Origin of the sequence: Pseudomonas sp. TWR1-1-3 (genome assembly GCF_049896805.1) — a bacterium.
Classification (GTDB): domain Bacteria; phylum Pseudomonadota; class Gammaproteobacteria; order Pseudomonadales; family Pseudomonadaceae; genus Aquipseudomonas; species Aquipseudomonas bubulae.
Genome location: NZ_JAFCUZ010000002.1, coordinates 23,569 through 39,502, shown reverse-complemented (window position 1 = coordinate 39,502; position 15,934 = coordinate 23,569). Strand labels below are relative to the sequence as shown.

The 15,934-nt window shown below is 56.7% G+C and carries 13 protein-coding genes; 9 read left to right on the top strand and 4 right to left on the bottom strand.

What is annotated here, in order from left to right:
- Nucleotides 1-99: 99 nt before the first annotated feature.
- Both ACP7BE_RS07590 and ACP7BE_RS07585 read right to left on the bottom strand, forming a co-directional pair.
- Nucleotides 100-888, bottom strand: coding sequence for an MlaA family lipoprotein (locus ACP7BE_RS07590; protein WP_095002122.1), 789 nt, complete (start codon nucleotides 886-888; stop codon nucleotides 100-102).
- Nucleotides 881-2,179 carry a serine/threonine protein kinase gene (locus ACP7BE_RS07585; protein ID WP_426105398.1) on the bottom strand — a complete coding sequence of 433 codons (1,299 nt, stop codon included), beginning with the start codon at nucleotides 2,177-2,179 and terminating at the stop codon, nucleotides 881-883. The genes ACP7BE_RS07590 and ACP7BE_RS07585 overlap by 8 nt, the downstream gene beginning before the upstream one ends.
- A 231-nt stretch (nucleotides 2,180-2,410) precedes the next feature.
- On the opposite strand from ACP7BE_RS07585, the gene ACP7BE_RS07580 reads away from it, so the two are divergent.
- The gene (locus tag ACP7BE_RS07580; protein ID WP_095002120.1) at nucleotides 2,411-2,773 is read left to right on the top strand and encodes a hypothetical protein; all 363 of its coding nucleotides are present in this window, start codon (nucleotides 2,411-2,413) and stop codon (nucleotides 2,771-2,773) included.
- Nucleotides 2,774-2,871: 98 nt separating this feature from the next.
- Here ACP7BE_RS07580 and ACP7BE_RS07575 read toward each other — a convergent pair whose 3' ends face one another.
- Nucleotides 2,872-4,422 carry a glycosyl hydrolase family 17 protein gene (locus ACP7BE_RS07575; protein WP_095023964.1) on the bottom strand — a complete coding sequence of 517 codons (1,551 nt, stop codon included), beginning with the start codon at nucleotides 4,420-4,422 and terminating at the stop codon, nucleotides 2,872-2,874.
- 291 nt (nucleotides 4,423-4,713) lie between these two features.
- Between ACP7BE_RS07575 and ACP7BE_RS07570 the strand changes: the two genes are divergently transcribed.
- From ACP7BE_RS07570 to ACP7BE_RS07560, 3 genes are all read left to right on the top strand, one after another.
- Complete coding sequence (locus ACP7BE_RS07570; RefSeq protein WP_095019110.1) at nucleotides 4,714-5,571, top strand: glycine betaine ABC transporter substrate-binding protein; 858 nt, start codon at nucleotides 4,714-4,716, stop codon at nucleotides 5,569-5,571.
- Nucleotides 5,572-5,793: 222 nt separating this feature from the next.
- Nucleotides 5,794-6,105, top strand: a complete 312-nt coding sequence (locus ACP7BE_RS07565; RefSeq protein WP_095002117.1) for a DUF485 domain-containing protein — start codon at nucleotides 5,794-5,796, stop codon at nucleotides 6,103-6,105.
- On the top strand, nucleotides 6,102-7,760 hold the full coding sequence (locus ACP7BE_RS07560) for a cation acetate symporter (protein WP_095002116.1): 1,659 nt from the start codon (nucleotides 6,102-6,104) through the stop codon (nucleotides 7,758-7,760). The genes ACP7BE_RS07565 and ACP7BE_RS07560 overlap by 4 nt, the downstream gene beginning before the upstream one ends.
- Before the next feature lie 187 nt (nucleotides 7,761-7,947).
- On the opposite strand, the gene gltA is transcribed toward ACP7BE_RS07560, so the two are convergent.
- Nucleotides 7,948-9,237 (bottom strand): citrate synthase, encoded by a 1,290-nt coding sequence (gltA, locus tag ACP7BE_RS07555; protein WP_095002115.1) that lies wholly within the window; start codon nucleotides 9,235-9,237, stop codon nucleotides 7,948-7,950.
- A gap of 351 nt (nucleotides 9,238-9,588) precedes the next feature.
- Between gltA and sdhC the strand changes: the two genes are divergently transcribed.
- The 5 genes from sdhC (at nucleotide 9,589) to ACP7BE_RS07530 (ending at nucleotide 15,924) form a co-directional block, all read left to right on the top strand.
- Nucleotides 9,589-9,975: a succinate dehydrogenase, cytochrome b556 subunit gene (gene sdhC, locus ACP7BE_RS07550; RefSeq protein WP_019828563.1), complete on the top strand. Its 387-nt coding sequence runs from the start codon at nucleotides 9,589-9,591 to the stop codon at nucleotides 9,973-9,975.
- Nucleotides 9,969-10,337 carry a succinate dehydrogenase, hydrophobic membrane anchor protein gene (gene sdhD / locus ACP7BE_RS07545; protein ID WP_003446906.1) on the top strand — a complete coding sequence of 123 codons (369 nt, stop codon included), beginning with the start codon at nucleotides 9,969-9,971 and terminating at the stop codon, nucleotides 10,335-10,337. Before sdhC ends, sdhD begins: the two co-directional genes overlap by 7 nt.
- 3 nt (nucleotides 10,338-10,340) lie before the next feature.
- Complete coding sequence (sdhA, locus tag ACP7BE_RS07540) at nucleotides 10,341-12,116, top strand: succinate dehydrogenase flavoprotein subunit (protein ID WP_016780168.1); 1,776 nt, start codon at nucleotides 10,341-10,343, stop codon at nucleotides 12,114-12,116.
- 11 nt (nucleotides 12,117-12,127) lie between these two features.
- The gene (locus tag ACP7BE_RS07535) at nucleotides 12,128-12,832 is read left to right on the top strand and encodes a succinate dehydrogenase iron-sulfur subunit (protein WP_016780169.1); all 705 of its coding nucleotides are present in this window, start codon (nucleotides 12,128-12,130) and stop codon (nucleotides 12,830-12,832) included.
- 260 nt (nucleotides 12,833-13,092) lie between these two features.
- Nucleotides 13,093-15,924, top strand: a complete 2,832-nt coding sequence (locus tag ACP7BE_RS07530; protein ID WP_020467780.1) for a 2-oxoglutarate dehydrogenase E1 component — start codon at nucleotides 13,093-13,095, stop codon at nucleotides 15,922-15,924.
- Nucleotides 15,925-15,934: the final 10 nt, after the last annotated feature.

Here is a 15,934-nt window from a genome sequence, read left to right as displayed (position 1 = left end):
TCGCTTTTGTAGCCGCTGCCGCAGGCTGCGATAAGGGCCGCCGGCCCTTCCTCGGGGTCGCTGCGCAACCCATCGCAATCTGTTGCAACGGCTACAGGTTTACTCGGCAATCTGCAATTTGCGCGCTTCGGTGTAGATGTAACGCAGCTTGTCGTATTCGAATGGCGAGTCGAACTGACCATAACGGAAGCTGGTGGTATAGCGTTTGTCGACAGCGCCCAGCACCCAGATCTCGGGATGGCGAGTGCTCTCGTGCGGCACGTTCAGGAAGTTGATCTCCTGGTTGACGCCATAGTCGACCACCAGGCCCGTGGTGTCGCGCAGGTTCGACGGGCCAAGGATCGGCAGCATCAGGTATGCACCGCCGGGTACGCCATAAAAGCCCAGGGTCTGGCCGAAGTCTTCACTTTGACGGGGCAGGCCCATGGCTGTGGCCGGATCCCACAGCCCGCCGATGCCGATGGTCGTATTCAGCAACAAGCGCCCTGTGGTTTCCATCGAGCGATGGCCCTTGAGCTGCAGCAGGCTGTTGAACAGGTTGGGGACATCCCCCAGGTTGTTGAAGAAGTTGCTCACACCCGTGCGCAAAAAACTGGGCGTGACATAGCGATAGCCATTGACCACCGGGAGGAACACCCACTGGTCGAAGCGGTAGTTGAAATGGTAAATCCTGCGGTTGATCGGCTCCAGCGGGTCATAGATGCTCAGAGCGTTCATGGTGGCGCGCTCGAACTCACGCTGATCCAGGCCCGGATTGAACTTCAACAGTTTCAACGGCTGGGTAAACCCGTCGACATCGGGGGTCAGTTCCGTGTGAGCTTTGCTGTTGTCGGCTTGGGCGAAGCCGGCGCCGAGCAGGGCGGCGAGAAGCAATAATTGTTTAGCCACGGAAGAACTCCAGCATATCGTCAGCGTTGACTCGGTAATTGATGTTGCCGCAATGGCCGCCATAGGGGTAAACCGTCAGGCGATTACCGAAGGTTTTACGCAGGAATCCGAGGTCGCCAGGGCCCAGGATGATGTCGTCGGCGTTATGCATGACGGCAATCTTCGGGCTATTTTTCAGGTAATCCTGCAGGGCGTACAGGCTGACCTGATCGATCAACTGCAGCAGGCTGCCGCCATCGGTCTTGGCGCGCCACATGGGGATCACCTGCTCGGTCAGGTAGCGGTCAAAGTCACACTGCAGCGAACGCTTGAGGAAAGGTGTCAGGCTGGTGCCCTCGGTGATCGGGTAGTTCGGCGGGGTGATCAGGCCACGGCGGTTGATCAGGTCCGAGGTGAACACGATATCGGCTGACGAGAAACGAAACACCGTGCCGATCAGCATGGCCATTTGCTCGTTGGTCAGGCGCTCCTTGGAGTTTTGCAGGTCATACACCAGTGCCGCATTGAGGTCGACCCGGCCTTTATCCTGGAAGTAGCGGGTCAGCTTGCCCAGCACCAGTTCGTAGAACGTGGTGGAGTTGTTGATGCCTTTGACCTCGGTCTGCACCAGCTTGTCGAGGTTGCTGATGGAGGTAAAGAGATTGACCGGCGGGTTGAGCATCAACACTTTTTTGAAGTTGAAGCTTTTGCGTGTTTCATCCAGGTGGCTGACAAAGGCAGCATCCAGCGCACCCAGGCTATAACCCGCGAGGTAGTAATCGGTAACGGGCAATTTGGCCTGTTGGGCGCGTACAGCCTGCATCACATGATACAAATCCTCGGCGTCGTACTGGCTGATGCCGGGTGTGGCCAGGCGCGAGGCCGAACTCATGAAGTCATAGCTGGTGGGCGATGACAGCTGAACGACGTGATAGCCTTCCTGATAGAAGAGCTTTTTAAGGTATTCGTTGAGGCTGCTGTCGTAGGCAGCACCGGTGCCGGCAATCAGGAACATCAATGGCGCCGGGTGATCCTGTTTGGCCATGCGGTAAGTGAGCTTTTTCACCGCCCAGAAATTGGCCGGCAGTATGTGCTCACGTTCAGGGCGCAGGTTGAGGGTGTAGTCCGACTGGTTGATATCATCTTCGTCGGGCAGCAGCGGGCGCATTTGCGGCGGAGTGGTGGCAATCGTAGCTTCAAACGGATTGGTTATCGGGTAGCCATACGTTGCGGGGTCGACATCGACCGCCTGCGCGGACGCACTCAAGATAAGGCCGCCCAGTAAGGCAGCGAAGGGCAGAGAACGGAGCATGGAGGCTATCCCTAAATAAGATGCGCAAAAGTTTCGCAGGCTATGACCACAGGGCTCGTACTGAAGTGCCATTCAATGGCACTAAATAATTCCCCAAACAGTCCCGAACAGGCAAAAAGTCACTCAAGATACACGCTGAATGACTTTAGTTAACAGATATCTGATTGCAAGGCTTGTATAGCTGTAGATGGGGATTAAGCTGGGCGCCGTTTTTGCCTATCGGAGTTTGTTATGCGACCTCGTTTGCCGTGGATCTTGCTGCTTATCGCTCTGCCTGTATGGTTGCTCGCCAGTTATGGGCTGCGATACGGCTTGATGGAGGACTCGCAGTGGGTGGGGACCTGTGTGGCAGAGGCTGCGCGCTGGGAATGCCAGTTGCGGGCAAACCTGGGCTTGTTGATTCATTTCCGGGTATTGGGCTGGGTCGCGCTGGTGCTGTCGATTATTGCTTTTTGCGTGCGTGGTCGTGTCGGCTGCGCACTGGCGGTGCTGGCCCTGCTGTTCGGCCTGCCCGCACTGGCGTTGTATAACGCCAGCCTCGCAGTGTTTGCCGTGGTGATCGCCGGGTTGCGCCTGGTGCGGGCCGCGAAGTAAGAGTTTGAAACATTTGTGGGAGCGAGCCTGCTCGCGAAAGGTCTTTGAGGCCTTCGCGAGCAGGCTCGCTCCCACAGGGGGATTGCACTAGAAAGGTGTCATGCGCGCTTGCGCACACTGCGCCACAGCGCCATCACCATCAGTACGCTGACCAATGCCCACATCCAGGCCTGTTCATTGTGCAGGCCTTCGCGGTACAGCTGCACCGGTATGCCTGCCCCGATGATCAAGGCCAGCAGGCCGAACTCACGGCGCGGGCCGCCCACCGGGCGTAGCAGATAAACCAGTGCAGGCAGGAGCAGGGCGGCACTCGGGAAACTTCGATAGCGCGGTTCAAACACCAGCCCAAGCATCATCACCGCTGCGGCAAACCCGGCGGCTGCCAGCCACCAGCCCGCACGGCGCTCCAGTGCGTTGAACAGGCGTTCTCGCCAGCCGTCTTTCTGGCCCAGGGCCAATGCACCATGGGTCAGTACGATCAGGTTCAGGCCAACCAGCAAGCCAGCCCATAGCCACTCGCCAGCAAAGCGGCTGGTGACTGACGCCAGCTCGGCCCATGCCACGATGCTGCATCCCGCCACCGCACCCAGTGCTGGCAGTGTCAGAGCGGCGCGTTTTGTACGGACCCGGCCGCCAATCAGCAGTGTGCCCACAAACAGGACGGCGCCAAAGCCCAGCCAGACCGGCCAGTGCGGCAGGTTGGATACCGGGCCGGCGAGGATACCCTTGTCCTGGCGATCGGCATCAAACAAACCCCAGTAGCCGCCTACCGCACCCTCGCTGCCACGCTTCCAGGGTTGGTCGAAGGCTTCGATCAGGTTGTACTTCCAGCCGTTTTGTTCGGCCATAGTGACAAATCCACGAATGAATTTTGCTTCGTTTACCCGGCTTGGCTGGGCAGTTTCCCGCTGGCGACCTTCGCTGGGCCAGCCGGTCTCGCCGATCAGGATATCTTTGGGGGCGAACTTGTTGCCGAATACCTGGCGAACCTGCGCTACATGTTGTACCGCCTGGTCAATGCCGGCAGGGTCATCTTCCCAGTAAGGCAGCAGGTGGATGGTCAGAAAGTCCACGGCCGGGGCAATTTCCGGGTGTTGCAGCCAGAACTCCCAAACGTCTGCATACGTCACCGGTTGCTTGACCTGGCTTTTCACCTTGTCGATCAGCCGGACCAGCTGCGGGGCAGTGACCTCCTTGCGCAGCAAGGCTTCGTTACCGACTATCACTGCGCTGACCACATCCGGGTTGGCATTGGCTGAAGCGATCAGGGCTTGCACTTCCTGCTCCGTGGCCACGGGGTCGCGGCTGACCCAGGCGCCTGCCATCAGCTTGAGCCCGTGTTTGCGTGCCAGCTCGGGCAGAGTTTCAAGGCCCGCCTGGGAATAGGTGCGGATGCATTGAAAGCGCGTGGCCAGCAACGCCAGATCGGCATCCAGACGCTCTGCCCGTGGCACAAAAGGCTGGTCGAACGGCGACTGGTCCTTATCGAACGGCGTATAGGATGCACATTGCAGTTTATGGGTCGGTGTTGCTGCATCGGGCAATATCACCGGTTGGCCCAGGCCGTACCAGAAGCCGGCAATGGCAAATGCGCCCAGCAGGCAGGCAAGGAGATAAGGCAGCACGGGGAAGCGGACAGTCGCAGACATGGTCGGGCCGTATGGGAGCAAAGCCGCGCATCTTACCTGCAATTGAGCAGGCGCAGCGCCTGTGTATGATTTTGACATCTAATGTTTGTCAGTCAGGCCGTCCAGCGTCCGCACGCATCAATTTGGCTGTGATCGCCATGTCGCTGCTGGTTGTATGGGGGTCGTCGTCAGAGCAGGACGCTAAACAGGCGCGGTTGATTATCCGGAGCAAGTGATACGAGGCTGTAAAGCCTTGCAGGAATCTTGAAGTGGCCCGGCACTCGTCGGGCCCGGCACTGTGGGGAATCAAAGATGAAGATGCGACGAATTTTGAGCGCAGGAGCAGTCTTGGTGCTGGCGATGAGTGCGGGTCTGGCGAGCGCGCAGAACAAACCGACCCTGAATATAGGTTATGTGGATGGCTGGTCCGACAGCGTGGCCACCACCCATGTCGCGGCAGAGGTGATTAAACAGAAGCTGGGTTATGACGTGAAATTGATGCCGGTAGCCACCGGCATCATGTGGCAGGGGGTGGCCACGGGCAAACTCGATGCCATGTTGTCCGCCTGGTTGCCGGTGACCCACGGCGAATATTGGACCAAGAACAAGGACAAGGTGGTCGATTACGGGCCCAACTTCAAAGATGCAAAAATTGGCCTGATCGTGCCTGAATATGTAAAGGCACAGTCGATTGCTGACTTGAAGGGCAGCGATGAGTTTAAAAACAAAATTGTCGGTATCGATGCCGGGTCGGGTGTGATGCTTAAAACCGATGAGGCCATCAAGGATTACGACCTCAAGGGTTACAAGTTGCAGGCAAGTTCCGGGGCGGCCATGACCTCGGAGCTTGGGCGTGCCTATGCCAAGAACGAACCGATTGCCGTCACCGGCTGGGTGCCGCACTGGATGTTTGCCAAGTGGAAATTGCGTTTTCTTGAAGATCCCAAAGGCGTTTATGGTGCCGCAGAAACCGTTAACAGCATCGGCAGCAAGGAGCTGAATAAAAAAGCGCCGGAAGTTGCGGCATTTCTGGAGAAGTTTTCCTGGAATTCAAAAGACGAAATTGGTGAGGTGATGCTGGCCATTCAAGAAGGTGCCAAGCCTGAAGTGGCGGCCAAAGAGTGGGTTGCCAAACACCCGGAGCGTGTTGCCCAGTGGACCGATAAATAATCGCGAAGCGTCTAGCTCGCAGTACACAAGACCGCCTGGTGTTTTCGCCAGGCGGTTTTTGCATTTTCGGGCGGGGCAATGGTTGTCATCGTCCTTGCAGACTAGGTAAACCGGGGGCTGCAGCAAATCAGAGGCTCTACTACTAAAGTCGTCTGGAATAGAATTTGCGCCGCCCTAATAGTGAAAACGTTCCATCTCATCTGTGCTGCGAGGACAAAAATAATGAACGACAGCATTTATATCTCGATTCAAAACAGCCCGCGCTTCAAGGAGCTGGTAAAAAAGAGAGAGCGTTTTGCCTGGCTTCTTTCGGCAATCATGCTCGGGTTATATGCCGCTTTTATCCTGTTAATTGCTTATGGGTCACACATCATGGGGACCAAGCTGAGTCCCGATTCGTCCATTACCTGGGGTATTCCGATTGGTGTGGGGCTGATTGTTTCGGCCTTTATCCTGACCGGTATCTATGTACGCAGGGCCAATGGCGAGTTTGATGAGCTGAACAATGCAATTCTCAAGGAGGCTGGGCAATGATCGGGCGCTTATTGGCAACGCTGGGCGCTACAGCCCTTGCACCGGCAGTTTGGGCGGGGGAGGCCCTGACTGGAGAAGTGCAAAAACAACCGCTCAATATTTCGGCGATCATCATGTTCGTCGTCTTTGTGGGTGCGACCCTGTGCATTACTTACTGGGCATCGAAACGCAACAAGTCGGCAGCCGACTACTATGCAGCTGGCGGCAAGATTACCGGTTTCCAGAACGGTCTGGCGATTGCGGGCGACTATATGTCGGCAGCCTCCTTTCTGGGTATTTCCGCGCTGGTGTACACGTCCGGCTATGACGGCCTGATCTATTCGATCGGCTTTCTGGTGGGCTGGCCCATCATTCTGTTCCTGATTGCAGAGCGTCTGCGCAACCTGGGCAAATACACCTTTGCCGACGTGGCCTCGTACCGTTTGGGGCAAACCCAGATTCGCTCGTTGTCAGCCTGTGGTTCGCTGGTGGTGGTAGCGTTCTACCTGATTGCGCAAATGGTCGGTGCCGGCAAGCTGATCCAGTTGTTGTTTGGTCTGGATTACCACGTTGCGGTGATCCTGGTAGGTATCCTGATGTGCATGTATGTGTTGTTCGGCGGCATGCTGGCAACTACCTGGGTGCAGATCATCAAGGCGGTCATGTTGCTGTCGGGTGCCACGTTCATGGCCGTGATGGTCATGAAGCATGTGAACTTTGACTTCAACGCACTGTTCGCCGAAGCAGTGAAGATTCACCCTAAAGGTGAAGCAATCATGAGCCCGGGCGGGTTGGTCAAAGATCCTATCTCTGCATTCTCCCTCGGTTTGGCCCTGATGTTCGGTACTGCTGGCCTGCCACATATCCTGATGCGCTTCTTTACCGTGAGCGATGCCAAGGAAGCGCGCAAGAGCGTGTTCTACGCAACGGGCTTTATTGGCTACTTCTATATCCTGACCTTTATCATCGGTTTTGGCGCAATCATTCTGGTCAGTACCAACCCGGACTTCAAGGACGCGGCTGGCGCCTTGCTGGGTGGTAACAACATGGCGGCTGTGCACCTTGCGGACGCGGTTGGCGGCAGCATGTTCCTGGGCTTTATTTCGGCAGTGGCTTTCGCCACCATTCTGGCGGTTGTTGCGGGGCTGACCCTGGCGGGCGCTTCTGCGGTGTCCCATGACCTGTATGCCAGCGTGATCAAAAAGGGCAAGGCCAACGACAAGGAAGAGATTCGGGTCTCGAAGATCACCACTATTGCATTGGCGGTACTGGCAATTGGCTTGGGTATCTTGTTTGAAAGCCAGAACATCGCGTTTATGGTGGGCCTGGCGTTCTCCATTGCTGCGAGCTGCAACTTCCCGGTCTTGCTGCTATCCATGTACTGGAAAAACCTGACCACCCGTGGCGCCATGATAGGCGGCTGGATGGGGCTGGTAAGCGCGGTTGGCCTGATGATCCTGGGCCCGACCATCTGGGTGCAGATCCTGCATCATGAAAAGGCCATCTTCCCTTACGAGTACCCGGCGCTGTTCTCCATGATCATCGCGTTTGCGGGTATCTGGTTCTTCTCCATTACGGACAAGTCCAAATCGGCAGAGAAGGAGCGTGCGTTGTTCTTCCCGCAGTTTGTGCGTTCGCAGACGGGGTTGGGGGCGAGCGGTGCGGTGGATCATTAATCCCTAATAGACAGTATGTTTAATCGAATCCCCCTGTCGCAAGGCAGGGGGATTTTTTTGTGCCTATTCTCGCTGTGCAAGTGCGAAGTTCCGTAGCAGCTGCTACAAGACGCACACACAAAAAAATACGGCCTCTATAAATAGAGGCCGTATTGTCTGCAATCAGGGCACTATCGTGGGATATGCCTTACTTGCGGTCTTCCAGCTTGGTGATGTCACGCTGCTCGTAGCCGGTGTACAGCTGGCGCGGACGGCCAATCTTGTACGGGCTGGAGAGCATTTCTTTCCAGTGCGAGATCCAGCCCACTGTACGGGACAGGGCGAAGATCACGGTGAACATGCTGGTCGGAATGCCGATCGCCTTGAGGATGATCCCCGAGTAGAAGTCGACGTTCGGGTACAGCGAACGTTCGATGAAGTACGGGTCGGTCAGGGCGATCTCTTCCAGGCGCATGGCCAGTTCGAGTTGCGGATCGTTGGTGATGCCCAGTTCCTTGAGAACTTCGTCGCAGGTCTTTTTCATGACAGTGGCGCGTGGGTCACGGTTTTTGTAAACCCGGTGACCGAAGCCCATCAGCTTGAACGGATCGTTTTTGTCCTTGGCCTTGGCGATGAACTTGTCGATGTTGGACACATCGCCAATTTCGTCGAGCATGGTCAGCACGGCTTCGTTGGCGCCGCCGTGGGCAGGGCCCCACAGTGCAGCGATACCGGCAGCAATACAGGCGAACGGGTTGGCACCCGAAGAACCCGCCAGGCGCACGGTAGAGGTCGACGCATTCTGTTCGTGGTCGGCATGCAGGATAAAGATCTTGTCCATTGCCTTGGCCAGTACCGGGCTGATCGGTTTGATCTCGCACGGCGTGTTGAACATCATGTGCAGGAAGTTTTCGGCGTAGGTCAGGTCGTTACGCGGGTACATCATGGGTTGACCCATGGAGTACTTGTAAACCATCGCTGCAAGCGTCGGCATCTTGGCAACCAGGCGGATCGCGGAAATTTCGCGATGCTGCGGGTTATTGATGTCCAGGGAGTCGTGGTAGAAGGCCGAGAGGGCGCCGACTACACCGCACATGACCGCCATCGGGTGGGCGTCACGACGGAAGCCGTTGAAGAAAGTCTTCAACTGCTCGTGAACCATGGTGTGGTTCTTCACGGTGCTGACAAATTGAGCCTTCTGCTCTGCGGTCGGCAGTTCGCCGTTCAGCAGCAGGTAAGCGGTCTCAAGGTAGTCAGAGTGTTCAGCCAGCTGTTCGATCGGGTAGCCGCGGTGCAGCAGGATACCGTTGTCACCATCAATATAGGTGATCTTCGACTCGCAAGATGCGGTCGACATGAAGCCAGGGTCAAATGTGAATCGGCCCGTGGCCGTCAGGCCTCGCACATCGATTACATCGGGACCCACGGTGCCAGTTAAAATGGGCAGCTCGACGGGGGCTGCGCCCTCGATGATCAACTGCGCTTTTTTGTCAGCCATGTGGCCTCCTATTTATGCTTGAAATCATCAGACAGACCCCCCACGCAGGGCCCGCACCACTATAGTGAGATAAATTCGAATGTCAATTTGCCTAAAGTCTTGCTGTACAAGGCTTTGAGAAGCGTTTTTTCGCGAATATCCCAGCCGTTTACGCCTTTTATGCCAAGAGCGCAATGCGCTATTAGGGGGTGGGTGTTTGCGTTGTCATTAGTAACCTAACTGTCTATACTCGGCAGCCGACCGCCAGAGGCTTTTGGGCCTGTTTAGATGGGGGTCGTCACTCCCGGGTGGTGGGTACCTGACCAGTGCGCATCCCAACAAACTTGCCCTGATTGTTAGGGGCTCTTCAGTGTGAAAAAAGCCGTGAATAGCCAACGACCTGTAAACCTAGACCTAAGGACCATCAAACTCCCCATCACCGGCGTTACGTCATTTCTGCACCGTGTATCGGGCATCATTCTTTTTCTCGGCCTGGGCATCATGCTTTATGCATTGAGCAAATCCCTGGGTTCCGAAGAAGGTTATGCCGAGGTGAAGGCATGCTTGACCAGTCCGCTGGCCAAATTCGTTGCGTGGGGCCTGCTCTCTGCCTTGCTGTATCACCTGGTTGCCGGTGTGCGCCACTTGATCATGGACATGGGCATCGGTGAGACGCTTGAAGGCGGCCGACTGGGCTCGAAAATCGTAATCGTCATTTCCGTGGTGATGATTGTTCTGGCGGGAGTTTGGATATGGTAACCAGCGTTACGAACCTGTCGCGTTCGGGCCTCTATGACTGGATGGCACAACGTGTGTCTGCGGTTGTTCTAGCGGCTTATTTCATCTTCCTGATCGGGTACCTCGTTGCGAACCCTGGCATTGGCTACGCCCAATGGCATGAGCTGTTCGCAAGCAACTGGATGCGTATTTTCAGCCTGCTGGCCCTTGTTGCTCTGGGCGCACACGCCTGGGTCGGCATGTGGACCATCGCGACCGACTACCTGACGCCAATGGCGCTGGGCAAGTCCGCAACAGCAGTACGTTTCCTCTTCCAGGCAGTCTGCGGCGTTGCAATGTTCGCTTACTTCGTCTGGGGTGTGCAGATTCTTTGGGGTATCTGATTCATGGCTAACACAGTTAATACACTTTCGTTCGACGCCATCATCATTGGCGGCGGCGGTGCCGGCATGCGCGCTGCTCTGCAGCTGGCTCAAGGCGGTCACAAGACTGCTGTAATCACCAAGGTTTTCCCGACTCGTTCGCACACCGTATCGGCCCAGGGTGGCATCACCTGCGCGATCGCGTCTGCAGATCCAAACGATGACTGGCGCTGGCACATGTACGATACCGTCAAGGGTTCCGACTATATCGGTGACCAGGACGCTATCGAATACATGTGTTCCGTAGGTCCGGAAGCCGTGTTCGAGCTCGAGCACATGGGTCTGCCGTTCTCCCGTACCGAACAGGGTCGTATCTACCAGCGTCCTTTCGGCGGTCAGTCCAAGGACTTCGGCAAAGGCGGCCAGGCTGCCCGTACTTGCGCTGCAGCCGACCGTACCGGTCACGCGCTGTTGCACACCCTGTACCAGGCCAACCTCAAGGCCGGCACTGTATTCCTGAACGAATACTACGGTGTCGATCTGGTTAAGAACGAGGCTGGCGATTTCGTCGGCATGATCGTTATCTGCATCGAAACCGGTGAAACCTCTTACGTTCGCGCTAACGCGACCGTACTGGCGACTGGCGGTGCAGGCCGTATCTACTCGTCCACCACCAACGCCCTGATCAACACCGGTGACGGTATTGGCATGGCGCTGCGTGCTGGCGTGCCGGTACAGGACATCGAAATGTGGCAGTTCCACCCGACCGGTATTGCCGGCGCCGGTGTACTGGTTACCGAAGGTTGCCGTGGTGAAGGTGGCTACCTGATCAACAAGCATGGCGAGCGTTTCATGGAGCGTTATGCTCCGAACGCCAAAGACCTTGCTGGTCGTGACGTTGTTGCTCGCTCGATGGTTAAGGAAATCATCGCGGGCAATGGTTGCGGTCCTGATGGCGACCACGTAATGCTGAAGCTCGATCACCTCGGTGAAGAAGTGCTGCATAGCCGTCTGCCAGGTATCTGCGAACTGTCGAAAACGTTCGCACACGTTGACCCGGTATTGGCTCCGGTTCCAGTGGTTCCGACTTGCCACTATATGATGGGCGGCGTTGCCACCAACATTCATGGTCAGGCGATCACTCAGGACGCCGACGGCAACGACCAGATCATCCCTGGCCTGTTTGCAGTAGGTGAAGTGGCTTGCGTATCCGTACACGGTGCCAACCGTCTGGGCGGCAACTCGCTGCTCGACCTGGTGGTATTCGGTCGTGCTGCCGGCCTGTTCCTTGAGCAGACCCTTAAAGAAGGCGTTGATTACGCTCGTCCACGCCAGTCCGACATCGACGCTGCCCTGGCACGTCTGGACGGCCTGAACTCGCGTACCGACGGCGAAGACGTGGCAACCCTGCGTAAAGAGCTGCAAAGCTGCATGCAGAACTACTTCGGTGTATTCCGTACCGGCGAATACATGCAGAAGGGTATTGCCCAGCTGGCTGATCTGCGCAAGCGCATCGCCAACGTGAAAATCAACGATAAGAGCCAGGCGTTCAACACGGCCCGTATCGAAGCCCTTGAGCTGCAAAACCTGCTCGAAGTGGCTGAAGCGACTGCAATCGCTGCTGAAGTTCGTAAGGAATCGCGCGGTGCTCACGCCCGTGAAGACTTCGAAGATCGTGACGACGTTAACTGGCTGTGCCACACCCTGTACTTCCCGGGTGACAAGCGCGTAGCCAAGCGTGCGGTGAACTTCTCGCCGAAAACCGTTCCGACCTTCGAGCCAATGGTTCGTACTTACTAAGGGTGGCCGATATGTTGAAAGTCAGTGTTTATCGTTACAACCCTGATCAGGACGCCGCTCCGTTCATGCAGGAATTCGAGGTCAATACCAACGGTAAAGACCTGATGGTGCTGGACGTGCTGGCCCTGATCAAAGAGCAGGACGAGGGTTTCTCCTATCGTCGCTCTTGCCGTGAGGGCGTTTGCGGCTCCGACGGCATGAACATCAACGGCAAGAACGGCCTGGCGTGTGTAACGCCGCTGTCCGCTGTCGTTAAAGGCAACAAGCTGATCGTTCGCCCACTGCCAGGTTTGCCGGTTATCCGTGACCTGGTCGTCGATATGAGCATCTTCTACAAGCAATACGAGAAAGTTAAGCCGTTCCTGCAGAACGACACGCCGGCTCCGGCCATCGAACGTCTGCAATCACCAGAAGAGCGTGAAAAGCTCGACGGTCTGTACGAGTGCATCCTGTGCGCTTGCTGCTCGACCTCGTGCCCGTCCTTCTGGTGGAACCCGGACAAGTTCCTGGGCCCTGCTGCATTGCTGCAAGCCTATCGTTTCCTGGCTGACAGCCGTGACACCAAGACCAGTGAGCGCCTGGCTTCGCTGGATGACCCGTTCAGCGTATTCCGCTGCCGCGGGATCATGAACTGCGTAAACGTGTGTCCGAAGGGCCTGAACCCGACTAAGGCCATCGGTCACGTGCGTAGCATGCTGCTGCAAAGCGGCGTGTGATCCAAAGCAGTACCGCAGCACCGCTGTAACCGTAGATGCTACGGCGCAGGCTTCAACCGGCGCCGTAGTTTTAACCTGAGCAACAGCTCATAAAGCTGCGGCTCTTATTTTGAAGAAATGAGACCAGCAGGGGCATCCGGGCTGGTACCCGGACTATCAGCGTGATCCTAAGTGGCTTGTTTTAGTCGCTGTATTCGGACTTTCTCAAGCATGCTCTGGTGTTCTCGTCGATGGTGTCCCCTAACCGAGGGTGACCAAGCATGCAAGAAAGCGTGATGCAGCGCATGTGGAACAGCGGCTATCTTTCAGGTGGTAACGCTGCCTATGTGGAAGAGCTCTATGAGCTCTACCTGCACGACCCTAACGCTGTGCCAGAAGAATGGCGCACCAAATTTCAGACGTTGCCTGTTGAAGGCAACTCTGCCAACGATGTTTCGCACTCCACAATCCGCGACCATTTCGTGCTGCTGGCAAAGAACCAGCGCCGCGCTCAACCGGTTTCTGCCGGGAGCGTGAGCAGTGAGCACGAGAAGAAGCAGGTTGAAGTGCTGCGATTGATCCAGGCCTATCGGATGCGCGGCCACCAGGCAGCCCAGCTTGATCCGCTGGGGCTGTGGCAGCGTCCTGCACCTGCAGACCTGTCGATCAATCATTACGGCTTGACCAATGCCGATCTTGATACGACCTTCCGTGCCGGCGACCTGTATATCGGCAAAGAGGAAGCGAGCCTACGCGAAATTCTCGAAGCGTTGCAGCAGACATATTGCCGCACCATTGGCGCAGAGTTCACGCACATCGTCGATTCCGAGCAGCGCCACTGGTTTGAACAGCGCCTCGAAAGCGTACGCGGCCGCCCGACTTACTCGGCTGAAGTCAAAAGCCATCTGCTTGAGCGCGTGACTGCTGCTGAAGGTCTGGAAAAGTACCTGGGGACCAAATACCCGGGCACCAAGCGTTTCGGCCTGGAAGGCGGCGAAAGCCTGATTCCTTTGCTGGACGAGCTGATCCAGCGTTCGGGCAACTACGGCACCAAGGAAATCGTTATCGGCATGGCCCACCGTGGTCGCCTGAACGTATTGGTGAACACCTTCGGCAAGAACCCGCGCGAGCTGTTCGACGAGTTCGAAGGCAAGAAAAAGATCGAGTTGGGTTCCGGTGACGTTAAATACCACCAGGGCTTCTCCTCCAACGTCATGACTGCCGGTGGTGAAGTTCACCTGGCAATGGCGTTTAACCCCTCCCACCTGGAAATCGTTTCTCCAGTGGTTGAAGGGTCTGTACGCGCTCGCCAGGACCGTCGTAACGACAGCACCGGCGAAAAGGTACTGCCAATTTCCATCCACGGTGATGCTGCCTTCGCAGGTCAGGGCGTGGTCATGGAAACCTTCCAGATGTCGCAGACTCGCGGCTTCAAGACTGGCGGTACGGTTCACTTGGTGATCAACAACCAGGTCGGCTTCACCATCAGCAATCCGGAAGACTCCCGTTCTACCGAGTACTGCACTGACGTCGCGAAAATGATTCAGGCGCCGATCCTCCATGTCAATGGTGATGATCCGGAAGCCGTATTGTTCGTGACTCAGCTGGCTATCGACTACCGCATGCAGTTCAAGCGTGACGTCGTGATCGACCTGTTCTGCTACCGCCGTCGCGGTCACAACGAGGCCGATGAACCAAACGGTACCCAGCCGCTGATGTATCAGCAGATCGCCAAGCAGCGCACCACCCGTGAGCTGTATGCCGAGCGCCTGACACAAGAGAAAGTGGTGGACGCAGAACGCGTTCAGGCCAAGATCGACGAATACCGCAACGCGCTGGACAACGGCCTGCATGTTGTGAAAAGTCTGGTCAAGGAACCGAACAAAGAGCTGTTCGTGGACTGGCGTCCGTATCTGGGCCACGCCTGGACTGCGCGTCACGACACCCGTTTCGATCTGAAAACCCTGCAAGAACTGTCTGCCAAGCTGCTGGAAATTCCAGAAGGCTTTGTGGTTCAGCGCCAGGTTGCGAAGATCTACGAAGATCGTCAAAAAATGCAAGCCGGCGGCCTGCCGATCAACTGGGGTTATGCCGAAACCATGGCATATGCAACCCTGCAGTTCGAAGGTCACCCGATTCGCATGACCGGTCAGGACATTGGTCGCGGTACGTTCTCGCACCGTCACGCCGTGTTGCACAACCAGAAAGATGCTGGCACCTATATTCCCCTGAAGCACCTGTTCGAAGGTCAGCCTCGCTTTGACCTGTACGACTCGCTGCTGTCCGAGGAAGCGGTCCTGGCGTTCGAATACGGCTATTCCACCACCACGCCTAACGCGCTGGTGATCTGGGAAGCCCAGTTCGGCGACTTCGCCAACGGCGCCCAGGTTGTAATCGACCAGTTCATCACCAGCGGTGAGCACAAGTGGGGCCGTCTGTGCGGTCTGACCATGCTGCTGCCACACGGTTATGAAGGTCAGGGCCCGGAGCACTCCTCTGCACGTCTTGAGCGTTACCTGCAATTGTGTGCCGAGCACAACATTCAGGTGTGCGTACCGACCACTCCGGCACAGATCTACCATCTGTTGCGCCGTCAGGTTATCCGTCCGCTGCGCAAGCCGCTGATCGTCCTGACACCGAAGTCGTTGCTGCGTCACAAACTGGCAATCTCGACCCTGGAAGATCTGGCCGAAGGTTCGTTCCAGACCGTTATTCCGGAAATCGATGCGCAGGATCCGGCGAACGTCGGTCGCATCGTGCTGTGTAGCGGCAAGGTCTACTACGACCTGTTGGAAAAACGCCGTGCCGAAGGTCGTGATGACATCGCTATCGTGCGTCTTGAGCAGCTGTACCCGTTCCCTGAGGACGACTTGATTGAAGTCCTGGCTCCGTACAAAAACGCCAAGCATATTGTCTGGTGTCAGGAAGAGCCGATGAACCAGGGTGCCTGGTACTGCAGCCAGCATCACATGCGCCGCATCATCAGCGGTCACGACAAGTCGCTCGTACTCGAGTACGCGGGCCGTGACGCTTCTGCTGCACCTGCTTGTGGTTACGCATCGATGCACGCTGAGCAACAGGCAAAACTGTTGCAAGACGCGTTCACTGTTTAACGCCTTCGCG

Excerpts from the sequence above, each read along its gene's own strand:
- ACP7BE_RS07585 (WP_426105398.1), bottom strand. The coding sequence starts at position 2,179 with ATGCTCCGTTCTCTGCCCTTCGCTGCCTTACTGGGCGGCCTTATCTTG.
- ACP7BE_RS07580 (WP_095002120.1), top strand. The coding sequence starts at position 2,411 with ATGCGACCTCGTTTGCCGTGGATCTTGCTGCTTATCGCTCTGCCTGTA.
- ACP7BE_RS07575 (WP_095023964.1), bottom strand. The coding sequence starts at position 4,422 with ATGTCTGCGACTGTCCGCTTCCCCGTGCTGCCTTATCTCCTTGCCTGC.
- ACP7BE_RS07570 (WP_095019110.1), top strand. The coding sequence starts at position 4,714 with ATGAAGATGCGACGAATTTTGAGCGCAGGAGCAGTCTTGGTGCTGGCG.
- ACP7BE_RS07565 (WP_095002117.1), top strand. The coding sequence starts at position 5,794 with ATGAACGACAGCATTTATATCTCGATTCAAAACAGCCCGCGCTTCAAG.
- ACP7BE_RS07560 (WP_095002116.1), top strand. The coding sequence starts at position 6,102 with ATGATCGGGCGCTTATTGGCAACGCTGGGCGCTACAGCCCTTGCACCG.
- gltA (WP_095002115.1), bottom strand. The coding sequence starts at position 9,237 with ATGGCTGACAAAAAAGCGCAGTTGATCATCGAGGGCGCAGCCCCCGTC.
- sdhD (WP_003446906.1), top strand. The coding sequence starts at position 9,969 with ATGGTAACCAGCGTTACGAACCTGTCGCGTTCGGGCCTCTATGACTGG.
- sdhA (WP_016780168.1), top strand. The coding sequence starts at position 10,341 with ATGGCTAACACAGTTAATACACTTTCGTTCGACGCCATCATCATTGGC.
- ACP7BE_RS07535 (WP_016780169.1), top strand. The coding sequence starts at position 12,128 with ATGTTGAAAGTCAGTGTTTATCGTTACAACCCTGATCAGGACGCCGCT.
- ACP7BE_RS07530 (WP_020467780.1), top strand. The coding sequence starts at position 13,093 with ATGCAAGAAAGCGTGATGCAGCGCATGTGGAACAGCGGCTATCTTTCA.